This window comes from Rhodococcus sp. 114MFTsu3.1 (assembly GCF_000383555.1).
Lineage (GTDB): Bacteria > Actinomycetota > Actinomycetes > Mycobacteriales > Mycobacteriaceae > Rhodococcoides > Rhodococcoides fascians_E.
This window is the reverse complement of record NZ_KB911551.1, coordinates 137,968-156,440: the sequence shown is the minus strand read 5'-3', so window position 1 is coordinate 156,440 and position 18,473 is coordinate 137,968. Positions and strand designations below refer to the sequence as shown.

The 18,473-nt window shown below is 65.0% G+C and carries 21 protein-coding genes; 10 read left to right on the top strand and 11 right to left on the bottom strand.

The annotated features are described in order from the left end of the window. Nucleotides 1-65: 65 nt before the first annotated feature. Entirely contained in the window at nt 66-533 is a 468-nt protein-coding gene (locus H292_RS0115715) for an SRPBCC family protein (protein WP_020112007.1), read from the bottom strand. A 52-nt stretch (nt 534-585) separates the two neighbouring features. On the opposite strand from H292_RS0115715, the gene H292_RS0115710 reads away from it, so the two are divergent. From H292_RS0115710 to H292_RS0115700, 3 genes are read left to right on the top strand one after another with little or no spacing between them, the layout of a single operon-like run. Continuing rightward, the gene (locus H292_RS0115710) at nt 586-1,215 is read left to right on the top strand and encodes a LysE family transporter (protein ID WP_019665873.1); all 630 of its coding nucleotides are present in this window, start codon (nt 586-588) and stop codon (nt 1,213-1,215) included. Between the two features lie 38 nt (nt 1,216-1,253). After that, nucleotides 1,254-1,394 carry a hypothetical protein gene (locus H292_RS28185; protein ID WP_155291609.1) on the top strand — a complete coding sequence of 47 codons (141 nt, stop codon included), beginning with the start codon at nt 1,254-1,256 and terminating at the stop codon, nt 1,392-1,394. Continuing rightward, nucleotides 1,391-1,774, top strand: a complete 384-nt coding sequence (locus H292_RS0115700) for a YchJ family protein (RefSeq protein WP_020112005.1) — start codon at nt 1,391-1,393, stop codon at nt 1,772-1,774. The genes H292_RS28185 and H292_RS0115700 overlap by 4 nt, the downstream gene beginning before the upstream one ends. 53 nt (nt 1,775-1,827) lie before the next feature. Here the strand turns inward: H292_RS0115700 and H292_RS0115695 are convergent, their stop codons facing one another. Continuing rightward, entirely contained in the window at nt 1,828-2,238 is a 411-nt protein-coding gene (locus H292_RS0115695) for a DUF5997 family protein (RefSeq protein WP_019665876.1), read from the bottom strand. A gap of 78 nt (nt 2,239-2,316) precedes the next feature. Between H292_RS0115695 and H292_RS0115690 the strand changes: the two genes are divergently transcribed. Then, nucleotides 2,317-3,315 (top strand): LysR family transcriptional regulator, encoded by a 999-nt coding sequence (locus H292_RS0115690; protein WP_020112004.1) that lies wholly within the window; start codon nt 2,317-2,319, stop codon nt 3,313-3,315. 5 nt (nt 3,316-3,320) lie between these two features. Here the strand turns inward: H292_RS0115690 and H292_RS0115685 are convergent, their stop codons facing one another. From H292_RS0115685 to nadA, 4 genes are read right to left on the bottom strand one after another with little or no spacing between them, the layout of a single operon-like run. Next, complete coding sequence (locus H292_RS0115685) at nt 3,321-3,728, bottom strand: RNA-binding S4 domain-containing protein (protein ID WP_020112003.1); 408 nt, start codon at nt 3,726-3,728, stop codon at nt 3,321-3,323. Nucleotides 3,729-3,757: 29 nt separating this feature from the next. Continuing rightward, complete coding sequence (nadC, locus tag H292_RS0115680; RefSeq protein ID WP_020112002.1) at nt 3,758-4,624, bottom strand: carboxylating nicotinate-nucleotide diphosphorylase; 867 nt, start codon at nt 4,622-4,624, stop codon at nt 3,758-3,760. Between the two features lie 2 nt (nt 4,625-4,626). Next, a complete protein-coding gene (locus H292_RS0115675; protein ID WP_231383862.1) occupies nt 4,627-6,234 on the bottom strand; it encodes an L-aspartate oxidase in 1,608 nt (535 codons plus the stop codon). 38 nt (nt 6,235-6,272) lie between these two features. After that, nucleotides 6,273-7,316 (bottom strand): quinolinate synthase NadA, encoded by a 1,044-nt coding sequence (gene nadA / locus H292_RS0115670; RefSeq protein WP_027498857.1) that lies wholly within the window; start codon nt 7,314-7,316, stop codon nt 6,273-6,275. A gap of 183 nt (nt 7,317-7,499) precedes the next feature. Between nadA and H292_RS0115665 the strand changes: the two genes are divergently transcribed. Further along, nucleotides 7,500-8,195, top strand: a complete 696-nt coding sequence (locus H292_RS0115665; protein ID WP_020111999.1) for an NUDIX hydrolase — start codon at nt 7,500-7,502, stop codon at nt 8,193-8,195. Between the two features lie 2 nt (nt 8,196-8,197). Here the strand turns inward: H292_RS0115665 and H292_RS0115660 are convergent, their stop codons facing one another. The 3 genes from H292_RS0115660 to bioB form a co-directional block, all read right to left on the bottom strand. Further along, nucleotides 8,198-8,872 carry a DUF2567 domain-containing protein gene (locus tag H292_RS0115660; RefSeq protein ID WP_020111998.1) on the bottom strand — a complete coding sequence of 225 codons (675 nt, stop codon included), beginning with the start codon at nt 8,870-8,872 and terminating at the stop codon, nt 8,198-8,200. Continuing rightward, a complete protein-coding gene (gene bsaP, locus H292_RS28870; RefSeq protein WP_442978568.1) occupies nt 8,812-8,964 on the bottom strand; it encodes a biotin synthase auxiliary protein BsaP in 153 nt (50 codons plus the stop codon). The genes H292_RS0115660 and bsaP overlap by 61 nt, the downstream gene beginning before the upstream one ends. A gap of 73 nt (nt 8,965-9,037) precedes the next feature. Then, complete coding sequence (gene bioB, locus H292_RS0115655; protein ID WP_020111997.1) at nt 9,038-10,084, bottom strand: biotin synthase BioB; 1,047 nt, start codon at nt 10,082-10,084, stop codon at nt 9,038-9,040. A 128-nt stretch (nt 10,085-10,212) separates the two neighbouring features. On the opposite strand from bioB, the gene H292_RS0115650 reads away from it, so the two are divergent. Beyond that, on the top strand, nt 10,213-10,803 hold the full coding sequence (locus H292_RS0115650) for a TetR/AcrR family transcriptional regulator C-terminal domain-containing protein (RefSeq protein ID WP_020111996.1): 591 nt from the start codon (nt 10,213-10,215) through the stop codon (nt 10,801-10,803). On the opposite strand, the gene secA2 is transcribed toward H292_RS0115650, so the two are convergent. Then, nucleotides 10,800-13,106 carry an accessory Sec system translocase SecA2 gene (gene secA2, locus H292_RS0115645; protein ID WP_020111995.1) on the bottom strand — a complete coding sequence of 769 codons (2,307 nt, stop codon included), beginning with the start codon at nt 13,104-13,106 and terminating at the stop codon, nt 10,800-10,802. The genes H292_RS0115650 and secA2 overlap by 4 nt on opposite strands. A gap of 163 nt (nt 13,107-13,269) precedes the next feature. Between secA2 and msrB the strand changes: the two genes are divergently transcribed. Further along, on the top strand, nt 13,270-13,794 hold the full coding sequence (gene msrB, locus H292_RS0115640; protein ID WP_033188578.1) for a peptide-methionine (R)-S-oxide reductase MsrB: 525 nt from the start codon (nt 13,270-13,272) through the stop codon (nt 13,792-13,794). Then, on the top strand, nt 13,791-14,309 hold the full coding sequence (gene msrA / locus H292_RS0115635) for a peptide-methionine (S)-S-oxide reductase MsrA (protein WP_020111993.1): 519 nt from the start codon (nt 13,791-13,793) through the stop codon (nt 14,307-14,309). Before msrB ends, msrA begins: the two co-directional genes overlap by 4 nt. Nucleotides 14,310-14,479: 170 nt before the next feature. Here the strand turns inward: msrA and H292_RS0115630 are convergent, their stop codons facing one another. Continuing rightward, a complete protein-coding gene (locus tag H292_RS0115630; protein ID WP_020111992.1) occupies nt 14,480-15,643 on the bottom strand; it encodes an MFS transporter in 1,164 nt (387 codons plus the stop codon). A gap of 144 nt (nt 15,644-15,787) precedes the next feature. Between H292_RS0115630 and H292_RS0115625 the strand changes: the two genes are divergently transcribed. Continuing rightward, nucleotides 15,788-16,240, top strand: a complete 453-nt coding sequence (locus H292_RS0115625; RefSeq protein ID WP_020111991.1) for a MarR family winged helix-turn-helix transcriptional regulator — start codon at nt 15,788-15,790, stop codon at nt 16,238-16,240. Between the two features lie 91 nt (nt 16,241-16,331). Next, entirely contained in the window at nt 16,332-18,443 is a 2,112-nt protein-coding gene (locus H292_RS0115620; RefSeq protein ID WP_020111990.1) for an acyltransferase family protein, read from the top strand. The last annotated feature ends 30 nt before the right edge of the window (nt 18,444-18,473 follow it).

Here is an 18,473-nt window from a genome sequence, read left to right as displayed (position 1 = left end):
AAGGATAGTGCCGGTGCCAATCGGTTATCCCCGCACGTCCTGCAGACGGTGACGAGGTGCTCGCGTCAGGTGTACTTGCGGGCAAGCTGTGCAAGCGTCGAACTGATGCCTTGCGCATTCTTCTGCGGCATCTTGAACACCTCGAGCAGCTTCGGAGCCTTCGCCGTGCTGTAGTCGAAGGACTCGGTCACGGCGGAACGACCCGGCTCGGTCTCCTCGAACTGCCAACGCCACGTGTGCCCCATCGGATGCTGCCACTCGATGACTTTCACGTCCGCATCGTCTCGAAAATCCGTGACGGTGCTGGTGATCCGATACGGAACTCCGAACTGCTTCATGCTTACGGAGAACTTGGCTCCGCGCGTCAGCCGGTTCGGCCCGCGGACCGTGTCCTTCACGGTGCCGGACCCGTCCAACTCGCCGTGCCGATGCGGATCCGCGACGAGAGCGAACAACTCGGACGCAGGAGCGTTCACGACGGTGCGACGAGCCACGACGCGGTCACCTTGATCGATCGTTTCGATGGAAGCCATACCGGTTCAGTACCCACGATCGCCGCAACCACTCCTGATGTTCAATAGTCCCATGAGCATGCACGTCTGGTTGGCGTTCCTCGGCGCGGCAGTAGTGATCAGCCTCTCGCCCGGCGCGGGCGCCATCGCCTCGATGTCCACCGGCCTCCGCTACGGACTGGGACGCGGTTACTGGAACATCGTCGGTCTGCAGATCGGGCTGCTGCTGCAGATCGGAATCGTCGCGGTCGGCCTCGGCGCCGTCCTCGCCGGGTCGGCGGTGGCGTTCTCGGCGATCAAGTGGTTCGGCGTCGCCTACCTCGTCTACCTCGGAATCAGGCAATGGCGGGCAGGTCCGACCGACATCGACAACGCCCCCGGCGTCGCCGACCGGGGCGTCGCCATGCTCGGACGAGGCTTCCTCGTCAACGCCTCGAACCCCAAGGCAGTGGTGTTCATGCTGGCCGTTCTCCCACAATTCCTCGACCCGGCACATCCACTTCTGCCGCAGTACATGATCATCGCTGCCACGATGGTTGCCGTGGACATGCTCGTGATGACCGGCTACACCTCACTCGCCTCGCGAGTGCTGAAGCTGATGCGCTCGCACCGTCAGCAGGTCGCTATGAACAGGACGTTCGCGGGCCTGTTCTTCGTCGCAGCCACGTTCCTGGCCACCATCCGCAGGGCAAACCCGATCTGAAGGCAGGAGTCAGCACCATGAGGAAATATCAAGTGCTCATGAAATCGCCCGACGGAGACACCGTCACGGCGCTCGGGACCTTCGACACCCTCCTCGAAGCCAACACCTGGATTCGAGACGAAGGTCACCGCGACGAACACGAACTCGGCACCTACGACGTCGCCGTGGTCGGCGAGTGAGCCCCACCTGCACCTGCCTCAGCGGCGACCTGTTCGACGCCTGCTGCGGACCGTTTCTCGCAGGAACCACGCACGCACCCACCGCAGAACGACTGATGCGGTCGCGGTACACCGCATTCGCAGTCCGCGACCCCGAGTACCTGCTCCGAACGTGGCACCCGGCGACCAGGCCAGACGAGCTCACCCTGGACGACGAGCAGCGCTGGTACCGGCTGGACATCGACGACACCAGCTCCGGTGGGCTGCTCGACTCCGACGGCGTCGTCGCGTTCAGTGCCTTCTACCGGCACCCCGACGGAAACGGAGTTCTACACGAGCGCAGCCGATTCGTTCGCGAACACGGACACTGGCTCTATCTCGACGGCGTCCTCAGCCCGTAATCAGGTCAGCGGAGCTTCCATACCTCTGGTCAGCGGAGCTTCTGTGCCTCTGGTCAGCGGAGCTTCTGCGGCCGATTGGAGGCCGCACGGCGCGCTTCTTCCTTCGCCTTGACGCGTTCGGCTTCGGCTCGCACTTCCTTCTGCAGCCGCTGTTCCTTCACGAGCCAGTCCGGCTTGTCGGCGAGCAACGTCTCGATCTGTTCCGACGTCAGCGCTTCGGTCACGCCCGACCTGCCGAGTCCCGCGATGGAAATCCCGAGCTTGCGCGCGATGACGTCCTTCGGGAACGGGCCGTGCTGCTGCAGGTCCGCCAACCACTGCGGCGGATTCTGCCTCAGTGCGTCGAGTTCGGAGCGGCTCACGGGAGTCGACTGAAACTCCTGCGGGGCCGCAGGAAGGTAGATGCCGAGCTTGTTCGCCGCGGTCAGGGGCTTCATGTTCTGCTGATTCTTCTCCGGGCTCACCCGCACAGCCTATCTTCCCCACGCAGTGCTCGATGCCACCGTCCGGGCTCTCGCCGGTTCTCGCATAGTGTTGACCACGTGAATTTCGACGTGCAGGTGCTCCGCTGGTACATCGCCGTGGCCGAGGAACTGCACTTCGCACGCGCGGCGAAGAAGCTGAACATCGCCAGGACGAAACTCAGCGCGGCTGTCATCGACATGGAAGCAGAACTCGGGTACCCACTGTTTCGTCCCGGCGTGAGCCCGACCCAGTTGTCCGCCGAAGGCCGGGAGTTTCTCGTGACCGCCCGGGCTCGCGTCGCCGAGGACGACACAAGACTCCGCGCCGAGGCCGCGCGCAAAGCCGCCGAAGTCGCCACCCTCACTGTCGGGTTCACCGAGGGCGTGACCCCGACGAAGTGGAGCCGGATCTGGGCCGAGCGATTCGAGGACATCACCCTCGAGCTGGTCCCCACCACAGTCGACACCCAGCTCGACTTGCTCAGAAGCGGTGCCGTCGACGCCGGCTTCGTTCGGCTGCCGGTCGATCGGAACGGGCTGAGTGTCGTTGCGCTGTACGAAGAAGTCCCCGTGGTCGTCGTGCCGAAGGATCACGCGGTAGCCGCGTTCGACCGGGTCGCGGTGACCGATCTCGCCGACGAGCACCTCCTGCAGTCACCCGAGGAGATACCGGAGTGGGCGGCAGTCGCCACCGAGATCGCCGACGGTACGGCCCTCCCGATCCCGGACATCGGTTCCAATTCGGAACTTGTCGAATACGTCGCTGCCGGTCTGGGGCTCGCCATCGTCCCTCAGTCCATCGCGCGGCTGCACGCTCGGAAGGATCTCGTGTATCGGCCGGTGGACGGGGTGGCCGGATCCACGGTCGCGCTCGCCTGGCCGAGCGACAAGAACACCGAGAACGTCGAGGAATTCTTCGGCATCGTCCGCGGCAGATCGGCGCGCAGCTCTCGAGGCAAGACAGCGGACCAGACCCGAAAGCCGAATCAGGTCAAGAAGCCCGCAGCGCCGAAAGGGAAGACGCAGAGCGGGAAAGCACCACGCAAGGCGGGGCCGCGTAAGCGTCCCAAGCGCTGACTCGGTCAGGCTCCGTGGTGGCGCTCGAGGTCCCGCATGCGATCGAGGTCGCGCAGCTTGTCGAGGTCGCGACGGTCCCGCTTGGTCGGCCTTCCGGCGCCCCGGTCACGTCGAGGCTGTGAGGCCAGAATTTCCTTCGCCGGCGGGGGCGGACTGCGGTCGATCATGCATTCCGCGGCTACCGGCGCTCCGACGCGTTTGGCGATCAGGCGGGTCACCACCACGATCTTCTCCAGTCCCTCCACGCGCAGTCTGACTTCGTCGTCGACGCCGATACGCAGACCGGGTTTCGCCGGGGTGCCGTTCACCCGAACATGACCCGCACGGCACGCGGCGGCCGCTGCCGAGCGGGTCTTGAACAGCCGGACCGCCCAGATCCAGCTGTCGAGGCGGACGCTCTGTATCTCTGACATCGGATTCGAATCTACAAGACGGCCACCGTCTACATGTCGAGCCCGAGATCCAGCACCGTCACCGAGTGCGTCAACCCCCCGACCGCGAGGAAATCCACTCCGGTCTTCGCGTAGTCGCGGGCGACGTCGATCGTCAGACCACCGGAGGACTCCAACTTGGTCTGCGGAGAAAGTGCGGCTCGGCGCTGGACGGCCATCTGCGTCTGCCACAGAGCGAAGTTGTCCAGCAGGACCAACTCGACGTTCTCGGCCAGTACCTGATCCAGTTGCTCCAGGCTGTCCACCTCCACCTCGCATTCGATGTCGGGTGCCGCGTCGCGGACGGCCTGCAACGCCGCGACGACCGATCCCGCTGCTGCGACGTGGTTGTCCTTGATCAACGCCGCGTCACCCAACCCCATTCGGTGATTCACTCCACCGCCTGCGCGTACCGCGTACTTCTGCAGCGTCCTTAAGCCGGGCAACGTCTTTCGGCTGTCTCTGATCTTCGCGTCGGTGTCGGCGACCTGGTCGACCCAGGCCGCAGTCGCGGTCGCGATTCCGGACAGGTGGCACACCAGGTTCAACATCGTGCGCTCGGCGGTCAGCAAACCTCTCGTCGGCGCTGTGACGGTCAGAACCGACTGTCCGGGAACAACTTCGGTGCCGTCGACGACTCGATCCTCGACCGTGTACCCGTCCACGCCCAACACCTCGTCGAGAACGAGAAGACCCACGTCGATTCCCGCGACGGTGCCCGCTTGCCGAGACACCACTGTCGCCGTTGCGCGCGCCTCCGCAGGAACCGTTGCAGTCGTGGTCACATCGGGCCCGTACCTGAGGTCCTCCGCCAACGCGGTGCGGACGATCGACCGGATCTCGTCGGGATCGAGTCCCTGTTCGATCAGCGCGTTCACTGTCAGCTCACCCCTGTCGTCACGTGCGAAAGGCAGGCCTCGAACGTCGATTCGAGCACACCCTCCTCGTTCCTGGAAATTCTGAAACTGCCCAGCAGATCGTCCCGGACTTCGGGATGGTCAGCCCGGGTGTGGCATCCCCGACTCTCGGCGCGCTGGCTCGCCGCGAGAACGAGAGCCGACGCCGCCGCTGTCAGCGCCGAATCCTCGAGCGCCGTCCCGTCGACCACGTCGCGGGTGGTGGATTCTCGGAGAACCTCCGCGGCGACGCGAAGACCACCCTCGTCACGCACCACACCGGCGCACTCGGTCATCGTCTTCTGCAATCGTTCTCGCGAAACCGCGGCGACGGTGGGCACGGACACGTCGACCTCGGGGGTCGGCGATCCGAGTCGTTCGACCGCTGCTTGCCCGACGCGCTCACCGACGACGAGACCTTCGAGCAGGCTGTTCGACGCGAGCCGATTGGCTCCGTGCAGCCCCGTCCGCGCCACCTCCCCGGCCGCGTACAAACCGGTCACCGACGTGCGCCCCCACACATCGGTGACAAGCCCTCCGCACGAGTAATGAGCTGCCGGTGCGACCGGAACGAGGTCGTGGGCCGGGTCGATTCCCGCGGCGAGGCACGAGGCGGTGACCGTCGGAAAACGAGTACGGAAGTCCCCAATCATCCTGGCGTCCAACAGAACATGGTCGGTACCGGTTGCGCGCAGCCGCTCGGCGATCGCACGCGACACGACGTCACGCGGCGCGAGATCGGCCATCGGGTGACTTCCGGCCATGAAGCGCACACCGTCCTGATCCACCAGAACAGCACCCTCGCCTCGCACGGCTTCGCTGACGAGCGGCCTGCGCCCGGTACTGCCCGCGGCGAACAGCACCGTCGGATGGAACTGAACGAACTCGAGATCCGCCGTGTCCGCGCCTGCATCGAGACCGAGCGCTATCCCGTCGGCCGTCGCCCCTGCCGGATTGGTGCTGCACGAGAACAGCTGCCCCAGACCGCCCGTCGCGAGCAGAACCGCAGGCGCATGGACGACTCCGTAACCTCGATCGGACAGCACGAGCGCCCCGACGACGTGCCGCGACGCCGTCAGAACCTCGACCACTCGTCCGGCCATCACGACGTGCCCGTCGGCCTGGCGACTCGACACCGTCAACGCTCGCTGGACCTCGGCTCCCGTCGCATCGCCCCCGGCGTGCACGATCCGCCGAACCGAGTGCCCACCCTCGCGCGTACGCGTAGGCAGACCGTCGGCACCGAAGTCGAACACGGCACCCCACTCCTGCAGCGTCGCGAGGGCATCACGACCGCTCGCGACGATCGACCTGACGGCCTCGACGTCACACAGTCCGCCGCCGGCCCCGCACGTGTCTCGCACGTGCGAGTCGATCGCGGCCTGCCCGCCCGATCCGGGAACAGCGATGCCGCCCTGCGCGTACTGAGTCGCGGTCCCGGGCGGTCCGTCCTTGGCGATCGTGAGCACGCGAAGCCCGCGTCTGCTCGCCGACAGTGCCGCACTCAGACCCGCGACGCCGCCTCCCACGACGACGAGGTCCGCCGACACCTCCCAGGACCCGATGTCGGCCGAGGCCTCCCGGGACCCGATGTCGGCCGAGGCCTCCCGTGCAGCCCCCGAGGGTGTCGTCACTCGCCGCCGCCCGGCGTGCCGATCTCGATCATCCGCTGGACGGACTTGCTCGCCACGTGCGCCGTGTCGAGGTCGACGTGCACCTCGTCCTTTCCTTCGACGAGGCAGCGCAGCAACGCGGCAGGAGTGATCATCTTCATGTAACCGCACGATGCCCGGTCGTTGACGGCCTGGAAGTCGACTTCCGGTGCGGCACGGCGCAGCTGATGCAGCATGCCGATCTCGGTGGCCACCAGAACCTGCTTGGCTCCCGTCGCACGGGCGGCATCCAGCATCCCTCCCGTGGACAGGATCTTGACCTTGTCCTCCGTGACGAAGCCCTCACCCGCGAGGTACAGAGCCGACGTGGCACAACCGCACTCGGGGTGAACGTACAACTCGGCGTCGGGGTGAGCCCTCGACTTCTCCGCCAGTTCGTCACCGTTGATGCCCGCGTGCACGTGGCACTCGCCTGCCCAGATGTGCAGGTTCTCGCGCTTGGTGACCCGCTTGACGTGGGCTCCGAGGAACTGATCGGGAAGGAACAGAATCTCGCGACTCGGATCGATGGACTCGACCACCTCGACAGCGTTCGATGACGTGCAGCAGATGTCGGTGAGTGCCTTGATCTCGGCCGTGGTGTTGACGTAGGACACGACGACGGCGTGCGGGTAATCGGCTTTCCACTCGCGGAGTTGGTCCGCGGTGATCGAGTCGGCCAGCGAGCATCCGGCACGCTGATCGGGAATGAGGACCGTCTTCGACGGGCTGAGAATCTTCGCGGTCTCGGCCATGAAGTGGACACCGCAGAAGATGATCTCCTCTTCGGGAACCTCGGCGGCCATCCGCGACAGCGCCAGGGAGTCACCGACGTGGTCCGCGACATCCTGGATGGCGGGAAGCTGGTAGTTGTGCGCAAGGATCGTCGCACCGCGACGGCGCGCCAGACGCTTCACCTCGGCCGCCCACTCCTCGGTCGGTTCCACCCCGCTGTAGCCGCCGGGGCCGTCGACTATGCCGGCCGCGCCCGCCCACAGAGCCGCAGTCGCGGCGGAATCCATCACGGCAGAATTGATCACTGCCGAACCACTGGCCCCGAGCCCGTTCGTCCTGCTCGCCATGGCGGTACTCCTTCATCGATCGTCCGGCCGAGGTAGTGCCGCCGGCGTTTCCGGCGAACGTGTCGGTCCGGCGTACTTCGTCCGGATTTACTTCCTTCAGGTTTTCGACTTACAATCGAAAACATGCAACATCGTAGCACCGTCCACGAAGTTCTCATCGCGGTATTCCAGGTTCGCAGCTTCGCCGCAGGCCAGGCGCCGGAACTGGCCGTGCTGCTGTGGCAACGTGCGCTCGATCCCCAGAAGGGTTCGTGGTCGCTTCCAGGCGGTGTACTGAGCGACGACGAAGACCTCCCCACCTCGGCGCGGCGACAACTCGCCGAGAAGGTCGACGTGCGCACGGTGGCGCACCTCGAACAGTTGTCGGTGTTCAGCGACCCCGAGCGCGTACCGGGCGACAGACGAATCGCATCCAACTTCCTCGGACTTGTCCCGATAGTGTCCGACCCCCGACTGCCACCCGACACAGCGTGGCACCCCGTGGCCCGCCTACCGGAGACGTCGTTCGACCACGGAACCGTAGTGCGACACGCGCGCAACCGTCTTGTCGCCAAGTTGTCCTACACGAACATCGGCTTCGCGCTGGCACCCGTCGAATTCGCGATGTCCACGCTGCGGGAAATCTACACCGCAGCACTCGGATACAGCGTGGACGCGACCAACCTCCAACGCGTGCTCGGCCGGCGCAAAGTGATCGAACCGACCGGTCGAACCTCGCCGTCGGGCCGGACCGGAGGTCGACCTCCCGCACTCTTCCGCTTTGCGGAATCGTCGATCAGAGTCACGGACGAATTCGCGGCCCTGCGGCCTCCGACCTGACCTCAGGCTCGGTCGCGCTCGAGAAAGAACTCGCCCTCCGGCGCGCCGGCGGGGTCGCCGCCGCCCTCGCCGCCGTCGGGGTCGCCGTCGTGACCCAGCGGAGTGAACCGCAGATTGTCGTGCGGGTTCATCGCAACCAACAGGAGCACCACCAGCGACGCCACGAGGGGCTGCACCACCAGCAGCAACGGCGATTCGAATCCCGGTGCGACTGCAACGACGGAGCCCGTCGCCGGATCGTCGGGCCTGGGATGAACCCACCGTGCGGCAGCGATACCGACGCCGAGCATCGCCCCGGATCCGAGTATCGAACCGATGAGGATACCCGCGAATTGCAGCGGACCCCGAACTGCCGTCCACGCCCAGACCGCAACGGGCAGAACAATTCCCGCAACAATCGCCGCACAGGCCGCCATCGCCAGCGCATCGAATCGATGCAGGCTCTCACCGGTCAGAGCGGCTCCACGCCCGGGGGCAACCACGACGAACCTCTCGGCCGGAGCGAGCAACGCCCAGACGATCCCGGCGAGAACACCGACGAGGACCGACACCGCGATCGGAACACCGAGCACCCGCCACCTCGCGGTCGTCGGCACGTCGAACTGCCCCGTCACGATCAACGCCTGCCCAGCAACGTCGAATCGGTGACTCCATGCCGGGAGCATTCCGCGGTCCATCCGTCGGGCACCACCTGGACCACCATTCGGCGGCCGCACTCCACACAGAATCGAGGAGGCTCGAGGCCCAGGGCAACCGCAGGCGAGAGCACCGGTGCGACACCTGGCACCACAGGCCGACCGGTGTAAGCGTCGAATAGCGCGGCACTGATCACCCCGTCCACCTTAGATGGTCGAGTTCAGTGCCTTGATCGGCATCTGCAGCGAACCGAGCAGGTCGAGGTCCTGTTCGGCCGGTCGACCGAGAGTGGTCAGGTAATTGCCCACGATGACCGCATTGATACCGCCGAGAATTCCCTGCTGTGCCCCCAGGTCGCCCAGAGTGATCTCGCGACCGCCGGCGAACCGCAGAATCGTCCTCGGCAGCGCCAGACGGAACGCGGCAACGGCACGCAGCGCCTCGGACGCAGGAAGCACATCGAGATGCCCGAACGGGGTGCCCGGACGCGGATTGAGGAAATTCAACGGCACCTCGTCGGGCTCCAACGCCGCGAGATCCGCAGTGAACTCCGCCCGCTGTTCCAGCGACTCCCCCATCCCGAGAATCCCGCCGCAGCAGACCTCCATCCCCGCGTCGCGCACCATTCGCAGTGTCTCCCAGCGCTCCTCCCACGTGTGCGTCGTCACCACGTTGGGGAAATACGACCGCGACGTCTCGAGATTGTGGTTGTAGCGGTGAACACCCATGCCTGCCAATCGATCGACCTGCTCCTGAGTGAGCATGCCGAGCGAACACGCGATGTCGATGTCGACCTCGTTCCTGATGGCCTCGATCCCCGCGGCAACCTGGGCAAGCAGCCTGTCGTCCGGCCCGCGGACCGCTGCGACGATGCAGAACTCGGTCGCGCCCGTCTTCGCGGTCTGCTTCGCCGCCTCGACCAGGCTCGGGATGTCCAGCCGTGCCGCGCGAACCGGAGACTCGAACAACCCGCTCTGCGAACAGAAGTGACAGTCCTCGGGGCAACCACCCGTCTTCAGGCTGATGATCCCCTCGACCTCGACCTCCGGCCCGCACCACTTCATGCGGACGTCGTGCGCAAGAGCGAGAAGGTCCTCCAACCGCGATTCCGGCAGCCGCAGGACCTCGAGCACCTGAGCTTGCCCCAACCCGATACCGTCCGCCAGCACCTGCACCCGTGCGGTCTCCAGAACGTCCGTCCTCCCGGACGGCTCCTGCAGGCTCGACCCCGTGCCTACCGATCCGTGCGTCATGAGCAACTCCTGAGGTTCGCCGACTGCGGCTCGAATTTAGCCTTGAACACTGTTCAAGTTGAACGGCGTTCAAGCTATACTCGGCGTCGATTACTGTCAAAGTCGAGCGGACCGACAAGGAGTGAAGAGTGCAACTGCGCAGAGCCGACGTCCTCGACGGTGCCATTGCGATCCTCGACGAATACGGCCTGGGCGATCTCACGATGCGCCGCCTCGCGACATCACTTCACGTGCAGCCGGGCGCGCTGTACTGGCACTTCAAGGACAAGCAGACTCTGCTCGGCGCCATCGCCGACACCCTGCTCGCCGACGTCGACGCCGCGACGGACGCCGGCGACTGGGACGACCAACTGCGAGAACTGGCCCATCGCCTACGCAATACGCTGCTCTCGCACCGCGACGGTGCGGAGTTGGTCGCCGCGACGTACGCGTCACGGTTGGTCACCAACCGCATCCGGGAACGTATTGCAGCGGTGTGCATACGGGCCGGATTGCGTCGGGCTGAATCCGAACTGGCCGCGGACACAGTGCTCTACTACGTGCTCGGCCAGACCGTCGACGAACAGGCACGCATGCAGATGGACTCGGCCGGAGCGCTCACCGAATCCGCATCGCCTCTGTTCGAAAGCCCGGACCCGACAAGCCGTTTCGATTTCGGACTGACCCTGTTCGTCGACGGCGTCCGAGCACGCCTGGGAGACCGAGCGCGACTGTCCTAACCGCCGAAGATCGGGCCGAGTCCCGCGCTGTTCGCAGTGTTGCCGGCGAACGGGTTGTCGTGAACCATGTAGGTCCACGTCGAGGACGGTCGGGCAAGTCCACTCTTGCCGAGATCGATGCCGTTCTCGGTGATCTCGGCCGACTCGAACGTCGCACGAGCATGCTCGATCGCCTTGTCGGACACCTCCCTGAACGCATCCACTGCGATCCGGTGATACTCGTCGAGCGGATTCTCGCGCCCGAGCGCGCGCAAATGGATACTTTCGCGCACGTCGGCGAGATGAGCAAGGTACTCGGACCACGACCGATCGAGATGGAAGAGCACGATGCGGCGTGCTGCAACCGTCAACACGTCCTCCGACACCGTCTCGCGTAGTTCGGCCGCTCGATCCGGCGCTGCGGATTCGAGAAGTTCGAGCGCCTCGCCGGTGGTCAGCAACGACGCTCGCCGACGATCCAGAATGTCGCGGTGCTGCGCCGTCAACTGGTTGTAACGCCATGTCCGAGAATGCACTTCGAGCATGGCCCCCTCGGCGATGCGTTGCGCATGGTCGATCTTCGCCGCCACACCGTTCGCCGTGACGAGTCCGGTGTCGTCGGTCTTCTTCGGCTGATCCTTCGGACCGAGGTTCGCCGTCACGACCTCGTCCTCCCAACTGGAGAAGAACACCGAGCGGCCGGGATCGCCTTGCCGCCCGGCTCGGCCCCGCAACTGGTTGTCGAGCCGTTCGGTCGTGTGTCGGCCGGTGCCGACCACCAGCAGACCACCGAGTTCGGCGACCTCGTCCTTTTCCTTCCCCCCGCCGGAGGGACCACCGAGCTTGATATCGGTTCCGCGCCCGGCGATCTGAGTGGACACCGTCACTGCCGACCGCTCACCGGCCCGCGCGACGACGGCCGCCTCCTCGGCGTCGTTCTTGGCGTTGAGCACGACGTGGGGTACACCCGCCCTGTCCAGCAGATCGGAGAAGACCTCGGACTCGGCGACGTCGTGCGTACCGATCAGAATCGGTTGGCCTGTCTCGTGGGCTTGTTCGACGAACGCGACGACGGCGGCATTGCGGTTCTCGGACGTGTCGTACACACGATCGGCTTCGTCGACACGAACGTTGGGTTCATTCGGCGGAACGACGGACACGCCGAGCGAATAGAACTTCTTGAGCTGCTCGCCCGCAGCAAGCGCGGTGCCGGTCATTCCGCACACCGTGGCGTATCGACCGATCAGGGCCTGGACGGTGATGGTGTCCAGAATCTCGCCGGTCTCGGTCGGTGTCAGGCCTTCCTTGATCTCCACGGCCGCCTGCAGACCGTCGGGCCACCGCTGCAACTCCGCGACACGTCCGCGAGATGCGTTGATCAGCTGCACCCGTCCGTCGCGCACGATGTAGTGCACGTCGCGCTTGACGAGAACCTGGGCATGAAGAGCAACGTTGACCGCGACGAGGGTGGATCCGACGTGGTTCTCCGCGTACAGGTCGATGTCGCCGAGTTCCTTCTCCAGTTTCTCCGCACCGGCATCGGTGAGGAAGACGTTGCGACCGTCGGCATCGGTATCGAAGTCGGTTCGACTCTGCAGAAGCTTCACGGCGTCGAAAACACGATCCGACGGAACGTCGCCCTTCACCGAACCGGCGAGCACGAGTGGAACCAGCGCCTCGTCGACCAACACCGAATCCGCCTCGTCGATCAGCGCGACGTCGGGTGCGGGCGTGACCAGATCGGCGGCGTCGTCCACGAGATGATCGCGAAGAACGTCGAAGCCGATCTCGTTGACCGACGCGTACGTGACGTCGCACGCGTATGCAGCTCGTCGCTCGGCCGCGGACGAGCCCTCGGAGATCCAACCGACGGTGAAGCCCAGTAATTCGTACAGCGGCCCCATCCACTCGGCGTCGCGTCGAGCCAGAAAATCGTTGATGGTCACGACGTGGACGCGGCGCCCGGCCATCACGTAGCCGATCGCAGCGAGGGCCCCGGACAAGGTCTTGCCTTCGCCCGTCGACATCTCCACCACATCGCCTGCGAGCATGCGCACCGCAGCCAGGAGTTGAACGTCGAACGGTTGCAGCTCCAGCGCGCGCGACGATGCCTCACGGACCAGTGCGAGGTAGCGCGGAACGTCGAGCTTGGCTGCGTCCGACACAGTTGCGTCGGCAGCCGCGGCCTTCAGATCTTCGTCCGACAGGCCCTTCGCCCACTCGGCGTGTCCGGCTGCGTTGTCGACGCTGGACCGTGACCGGGCCTGGCCCTTCTGCGCGGAGCGCCCCAGAACCTTCCAGAACCGATCAGTACCCGATGCCATCTTCGTTTCGTCCCTACTGCCGGATGCCGGTGGGCGTGAGCCCTTGCCGCGGCCAGCCTACTGAACACCCGACGTGGATACGGGCACCGGAATATCGACAGGTGAGCGTTGTTGACTCATGGTGTGGCCGTGGCGGCCGACGGTGACAGCAGGAAGGACACCGATGACACGTTCTTACGCCAAGGATTCCGAGCAGTTGAAGAATCTGACGGCCGAGCAATACCGAGTGACACAGCAGGAAGGCACCGAGCGAGCTTTCGACAACGAGTACTGGGACAACCACGAGCCGGGCCTCTACGTCGACGTCGTGACCGGGCAACCGTTGTTCTCCTCACTCGACAAGTTCGAGAGCCACTCGGGATGGCCGAGTTTCACCAAACCCGTCGACGCGACATCGGTAGTGCAGAAGCGCGACTTCAGCCATCTGATGGTCCGCACGGAAGTTCGTTCCTCCGGTGGCGACTCGCACCTTGGCCACCTGTTCAAGGACGGCCCGAAGGACCAGGGCGGCCTTCGCTACTGCATGAACTCCGCTGCCCTCCGGTTCGTGCCGGTGGATCGCCTCGAAGCCGAGGGCTACGGTGAATACCGCGCACAGTTCGACACGACGACACAGTCGGACAACACACAGTCGGACGACGCACAGTCGGACACAGTATCGACGCCAGACGAAGGAGCGCAGCAGTGACTACAACCACCGAGACCGCCATTCTCGCCGGAGGCTGCTTCTGGGGAGCCCAGGAACTTATCAGGCACCGACCGGGCGTTCTGTCGACTCGGGTCGGTTACTCCGGCGGCGACGTGGACAACGCGACGTACCGTAATCACGGCAAGCACGCCGAAGCCGTCGAGATCGTGTTCGATCCGAGTCTGATCTCGTACCGCGACCTGCTGGAGTTCTTCTTCCAGATACACGATCCGTCGACGAAGAACCGCCAGGGCAACGACGTCGGACTGAGCTACCGCTCGGCGATCTACTACACGTCCGACGAGCAGAAGCGAGTCGCGTTGGACACCATTGCGGACGTCGACGCTTCCGGCTTGTGGCCGGGCAAGGTCGTCACCGAGGTCGAGCCGGCAGGCCCGTTCTGGAAAGCAGAACCCGAGCACCAGGACTACCTGCAGAACTACCCGACGGGCTACACCTGCCACTTCGTTCGCCCGGGCTGGAAACTGCCGCATCGAGCGGACGCCGTCAGCTGAACGAAGGCCGAACGAACTGACCGTGGTCCCGAACGGCAGTGTTCTTGAACGGCAATGTTCCTGAACGTCAATGTTCCTGAACGGCAATGTTCCTGAACGTCAATGTTCCTGAACGGCAATGGTCCCGAGCGTTATGCTCGGGACCATTGCCGTCAGGGTGGGGCGTCGGATCAGATCCGAACCATCGAGCGCTGATGCTGCAGTCGGGTGGCCACCACGAGCACGACCACAGCGGCCACGGTGATGACCGCGCCCGCCCAGATCGGCGAGGTGTATCCCAGCCCTGCAGTGATCGTCACTCCGCCGATCCATGCACCGAGAGCATTCCCGAGATTGAAGGCCGCGATGTTGGCTCCCGACGCCATGGTCGGTGCGTCGTCGGCGAAGGCCATAACGCGCATCTGTAGGCCGGGGACCGTGGCGAAGCCGAACACGCCCATCAGGAACAGGGACACCACGGTTGCGATCTGGCTTTCCGCGGAGAACGCGAAGAACACCAGCACAGCGGTCAGCGCTGCGAGCAACGTCAGCAACGTCGCGGTGAGGTTACGATCCGCGGCCCTGCCACCGAGGTAGTTGCCGATGAACAGTCCGACGCCGAACAGAATCAGCAACCACGGCACCGAGCCGGAGGTGAACCCGCTGACCTCGGTGAGTGTGAAGGCGATGTACGTGAATGCCCCGAACATACCGCCGTAACCGAGGATCGTGATCGCGATCGAGAGCCACACCTGTAGGCGTCCGAACGCACGCAGCTCGGACCGCAGATGCCCTGGAGTCTCGGAGTCCGTCTTCGCCGGGACGAGAGTGATGGTGCCGACCAACGCCACAACCCCGATGACGGTGATGGCCCAGAATGTCGAACGCCAGCCGTAGGTCTGACCCAGCAGGGTTCCGAACGGTACTCCCAGAACGTTGGCTGCGGTCAGACCGGCGAACATCATCGCGATCGCGCCTGCCTTCTTCGCGGCCTCGACGAGACTTGCTGCGACCACGGCTCCGATTCCGAAGAATGCACCGTGACACAGTGCTGCCACGACACGGCCGAGCATCATGGCCTCGTACGATCCGGCGATCGCGGACAGAAGGTTGCCCGCGATGAACAGTCCCATCAATGCGACCAGAACGTTCTTGCGCGGAAACCGGGTGACGAGTGCCGTCACCACGAGGGCCCCCACGACGACGCTGAGCGCGTAGCCGGTGATGAGCCAGCCCGCCACGGCCTCGGTGACTCCGAAGTCCGCGGCGACTTCCGGCAGTAGCCCCATGATCACGAACTCGGTGAGTCCGATACCGAACCCTCCGATGGCGAGTGCGAGCAGTCCGAGCGGCATGCAGTTTCTCCTAGATCGATGCGTTCGCCGATAGCTAGCGCGTGCACTTAGTTGCAGACGCGTTATAAATAGTTGCACACGCCTTATAACTGCGCAAGCTGCTAAACTCCGACTGAACTTTCGACAGGCTTCGAGGAGGACACAGTGGGAATCGCCGACGATTCATCCCTCATCCGCGCCCAGGGATGGCGAACACTCGCAGCGCTCCACGCGCACATCGAGGCCGAACTCGAACGCGCACTGCAGGCCGAGCACATACTCTCGGTGGTCGAGTACGCAGTCCTCGACGCGCTCGGTCGGCAAGACGGGTGGCATATGCGGATGCAGCAACTGGCACGTGCAACGGCTTTGAGCAGCAGCGCCACCACTCGATTGGTCAATCGACTCGAAGATCGAGGCATCCTCACACGAGTGCTGTGCAAGGACGACCGTCGAGGCATCTACACGGAACTGACCACCGACGGCCGAGCGCTGTTGGAACGAGCACGCCCCACGCACGACGAGGTTCTGGAAAGCTCACTGTCGTCGGCCGAGCAGATTCCCGAGTTGGCACCACTCGTCGACGCGATCCACCGATTGCCCGCAGCCGCTGGCTGATTGTTCACCCGGGGTTCAGGCACAGTATCGTTTGCCTCGAGAACTGCACTGCGTCCCCGTATTCGTCGACCGTCGGAGCTTTCACCCTCTTATGCACGCCCAGTACCAACCTGCCGGCACTTCCGTGCCCGCTGCTCCCCCGGTTCGGGCGGCCGACGCACGACCGGCAGTGCGGCAGGATCTCAACGGTCTACGCGGCGTCGCGATCGCTCTGGTCGTCGTCTTCCACATCTGGATGGGACGCGTCTCCGGCGGTGTCGACGTCTTCCTGACCTTGACGGGCTTCTTCTTCACGGCCTCGCTGATTCGCACCGCCCGCGCGGGTGGATCGATCGATCCGTTCCGTCGAGTCGCCCGCATCCTGCGCAGGCTCGGCCCCCCGCTCGTGCTCGTCCTGACCGGTGTGGCCGTCGCAACGATCGTTCTGCTCCCGCGCACGCGATGGGTCGACATCGGAAATCAGCTGGTCTCGGGCGTCTTCTTCTTCGCCAACTGGGAGTTGGCGTGGACCTCACAGGACTACTTGGCGGCGGACCCGACGGTCAGCCCGGTCCAACACCTGTGGTCCGTTGCGGTCCAATTCCAGTTCTATCTGATCGCCATCGCCGTCGTCTTCGGGCTCTCCTGGATTCTTCGCAAGTCACGCGGAGCATCGCGACCCAGCCCCGATCCTCGTGTCTACCTGGTGCTGTTCGTCGGCGCGGCACTGCTGTCCTTCGTCTACGCCGCAGACGGTACGTCGCGGCTCCAATCCTGGAATTACTACGACACGGGCGCTCGACTGTGGGAGATCCTGCTGGGGGCGGCCGTCGCAGCGATGTACGCCGCGAAACCACCCGTCCACGACGGGGCCGATGCATCGTGGCCGTCGAAGACAGCCCGCACGGCACTGGCGGCGGCCGGGTTGACCGCGATCGTCGCGTGCGGATTCATCTTCGACGGTGTGCAGGAGTTCCCGGGCCCCTGGGCACTGTTTCCCGTACTCGCGACACTCGCGTTGGTGCTCGCGGGACCCGACACGCCTGTCGCAGCGCTGCTCAGCACGCGATTCGGGCTGTGGCTCGGCTCGATAGCCTTTCCTCTGTATCTCTGGCACTGGCCGATTCTGATCTTCACCCTCGCGTACACGGGCGAACAGACCGCGGACCTGCTCACCGGCGCGTGCATCATCGGAGCGTCCGTGCTTCTGGCGATGCTGACCGTTCGCCTCGTCGAGAAGCCGGTGCAGGCGCCCGCCCGATCCATTCCACGCCTCGCGGTGACGGGCACCGCTGCGGTCCTTGCCCTCGCACTCGTGGCCGGTTCCGCCGGATGGAACTACTACATCCAGAGATCGGTCGCGGACCTGCAGGCCAACGACACCGTCGACCCGATCACTCATCCGGGCGCTCTCGAACTCACCGACGGCATCGTCGCCGAGGACGCACCGGTCAGTCCCGCGCTGTTCTCGGCACCGGAAGATCTGCCGATCACCACCGTCGAAGGCTGCATCGCGGACTTCGAGACGCGTGATGCGATCAGCTGCGAGTACGGCGACACGACCGCGAACCGGACCATCGCACTTGCCGGTAGCTCCCACGCGGAGCACTGGATCACCGCACTGGATCTACTCGGCCGCGAACACGGGTTCCGCGTCGTGACCTATCTCAAGATGGGCTGCCCACTCACCCTCGGCACGATGCCCATGCTCGGCGACAGCGAATACCCCGACTGCCTGGACTGGACCGAGACGGTACTGTCCGATCTCGCGCAGATACGACCCGATTACGTGTTCACCACCGCGACGCGGCCGAGGGACGACGGCCCGGGCGACGTCACCCCCGACTGGTACGTGCAGGTATGGAACGAGCTGTCGGCCTACGGCATCCCCGTCCTCGGTATCCGCGACAATCCGTGGCTCGAACGTGACGGCATCGCGTACCGGGCCATCGATTGCCTGGCCGACGGCGGCAACGCGACATCGTGTGGCATGGAGCGAGGCAACGCACTCGGGCCGATCAACCCAGCTCTCGCGGCATCCTTCCGGCTTCCGACGGTGTACCCCCTGGATCTCTCGAACGCTCTGTGCGACGGTCCGGTCTGCCGTGTCATCGAGGGCAACGTACTGATCTACCGCGACGAACATCACCTCACCGCTACCTACGTACGCACTCTGACCAGCGAGTTGGGGCGGCAGATGGCGTCGGCGACGGGTTGGTGGTGAGCCGGTTCGATCCGGCCACAGTAGGGTTTC

Bases quoted from the DNA above. Each gene is read 5' to 3' on its own strand.
- bioB (WP_020111997.1), bottom strand. From the start codon at position 10,084: ATGACGCACGGATCGGTAGGCACGGGGTCGAGCCTGCAGGAGCCGTCC.
- H292_RS0115710 (WP_019665873.1), top strand. From the start codon at position 586: ATGAGCATGCACGTCTGGTTGGCGTTCCTCGGCGCGGCAGTAGTGATC.
- secA2 (WP_020111995.1), bottom strand. From the start codon at position 13,106: ATGGCATCGGGTACTGATCGGTTCTGGAAGGTTCTGGGGCGCTCCGCG.
- H292_RS0115715 (WP_020112007.1), bottom strand. From the start codon at position 533: ATGGCTTCCATCGAAACGATCGATCAAGGTGACCGCGTCGTGGCTCGT.
- H292_RS0115630 (WP_020111992.1), bottom strand. From the start codon at position 15,643: ATGCCGCTCGGACTGCTCGCACTCGCCATCGGAGGGTTCGGTATCGGA.
- H292_RS0115620 (WP_020111990.1), top strand. From the start codon at position 16,332: ATGCACGCCCAGTACCAACCTGCCGGCACTTCCGTGCCCGCTGCTCCC.
- msrB (WP_033188578.1), top strand. From the start codon at position 13,270: ATGACACGTTCTTACGCCAAGGATTCCGAGCAGTTGAAGAATCTGACG.
- H292_RS28185 (WP_155291609.1), top strand. From the start codon at position 1,254: ATGAAATCGCCCGACGGAGACACCGTCACGGCGCTCGGGACCTTCGAC.
- H292_RS0115665 (WP_020111999.1), top strand. From the start codon at position 7,500: ATGCAACATCGTAGCACCGTCCACGAAGTTCTCATCGCGGTATTCCAG.
- H292_RS0115685 (WP_020112003.1), bottom strand. From the start codon at position 3,728: ATGTCAGAGATACAGAGCGTCCGCCTCGACAGCTGGATCTGGGCGGTC.
- H292_RS0115660 (WP_020111998.1), bottom strand. From the start codon at position 8,872: ATGGACCGCGGAATGCTCCCGGCATGGAGTCACCGATTCGACGTTGCT.
- nadA (WP_027498857.1), bottom strand. From the start codon at position 7,316: ATGGATTCCGCCGCGACTGCGGCTCTGTGGGCGGGCGCGGCCGGCATA.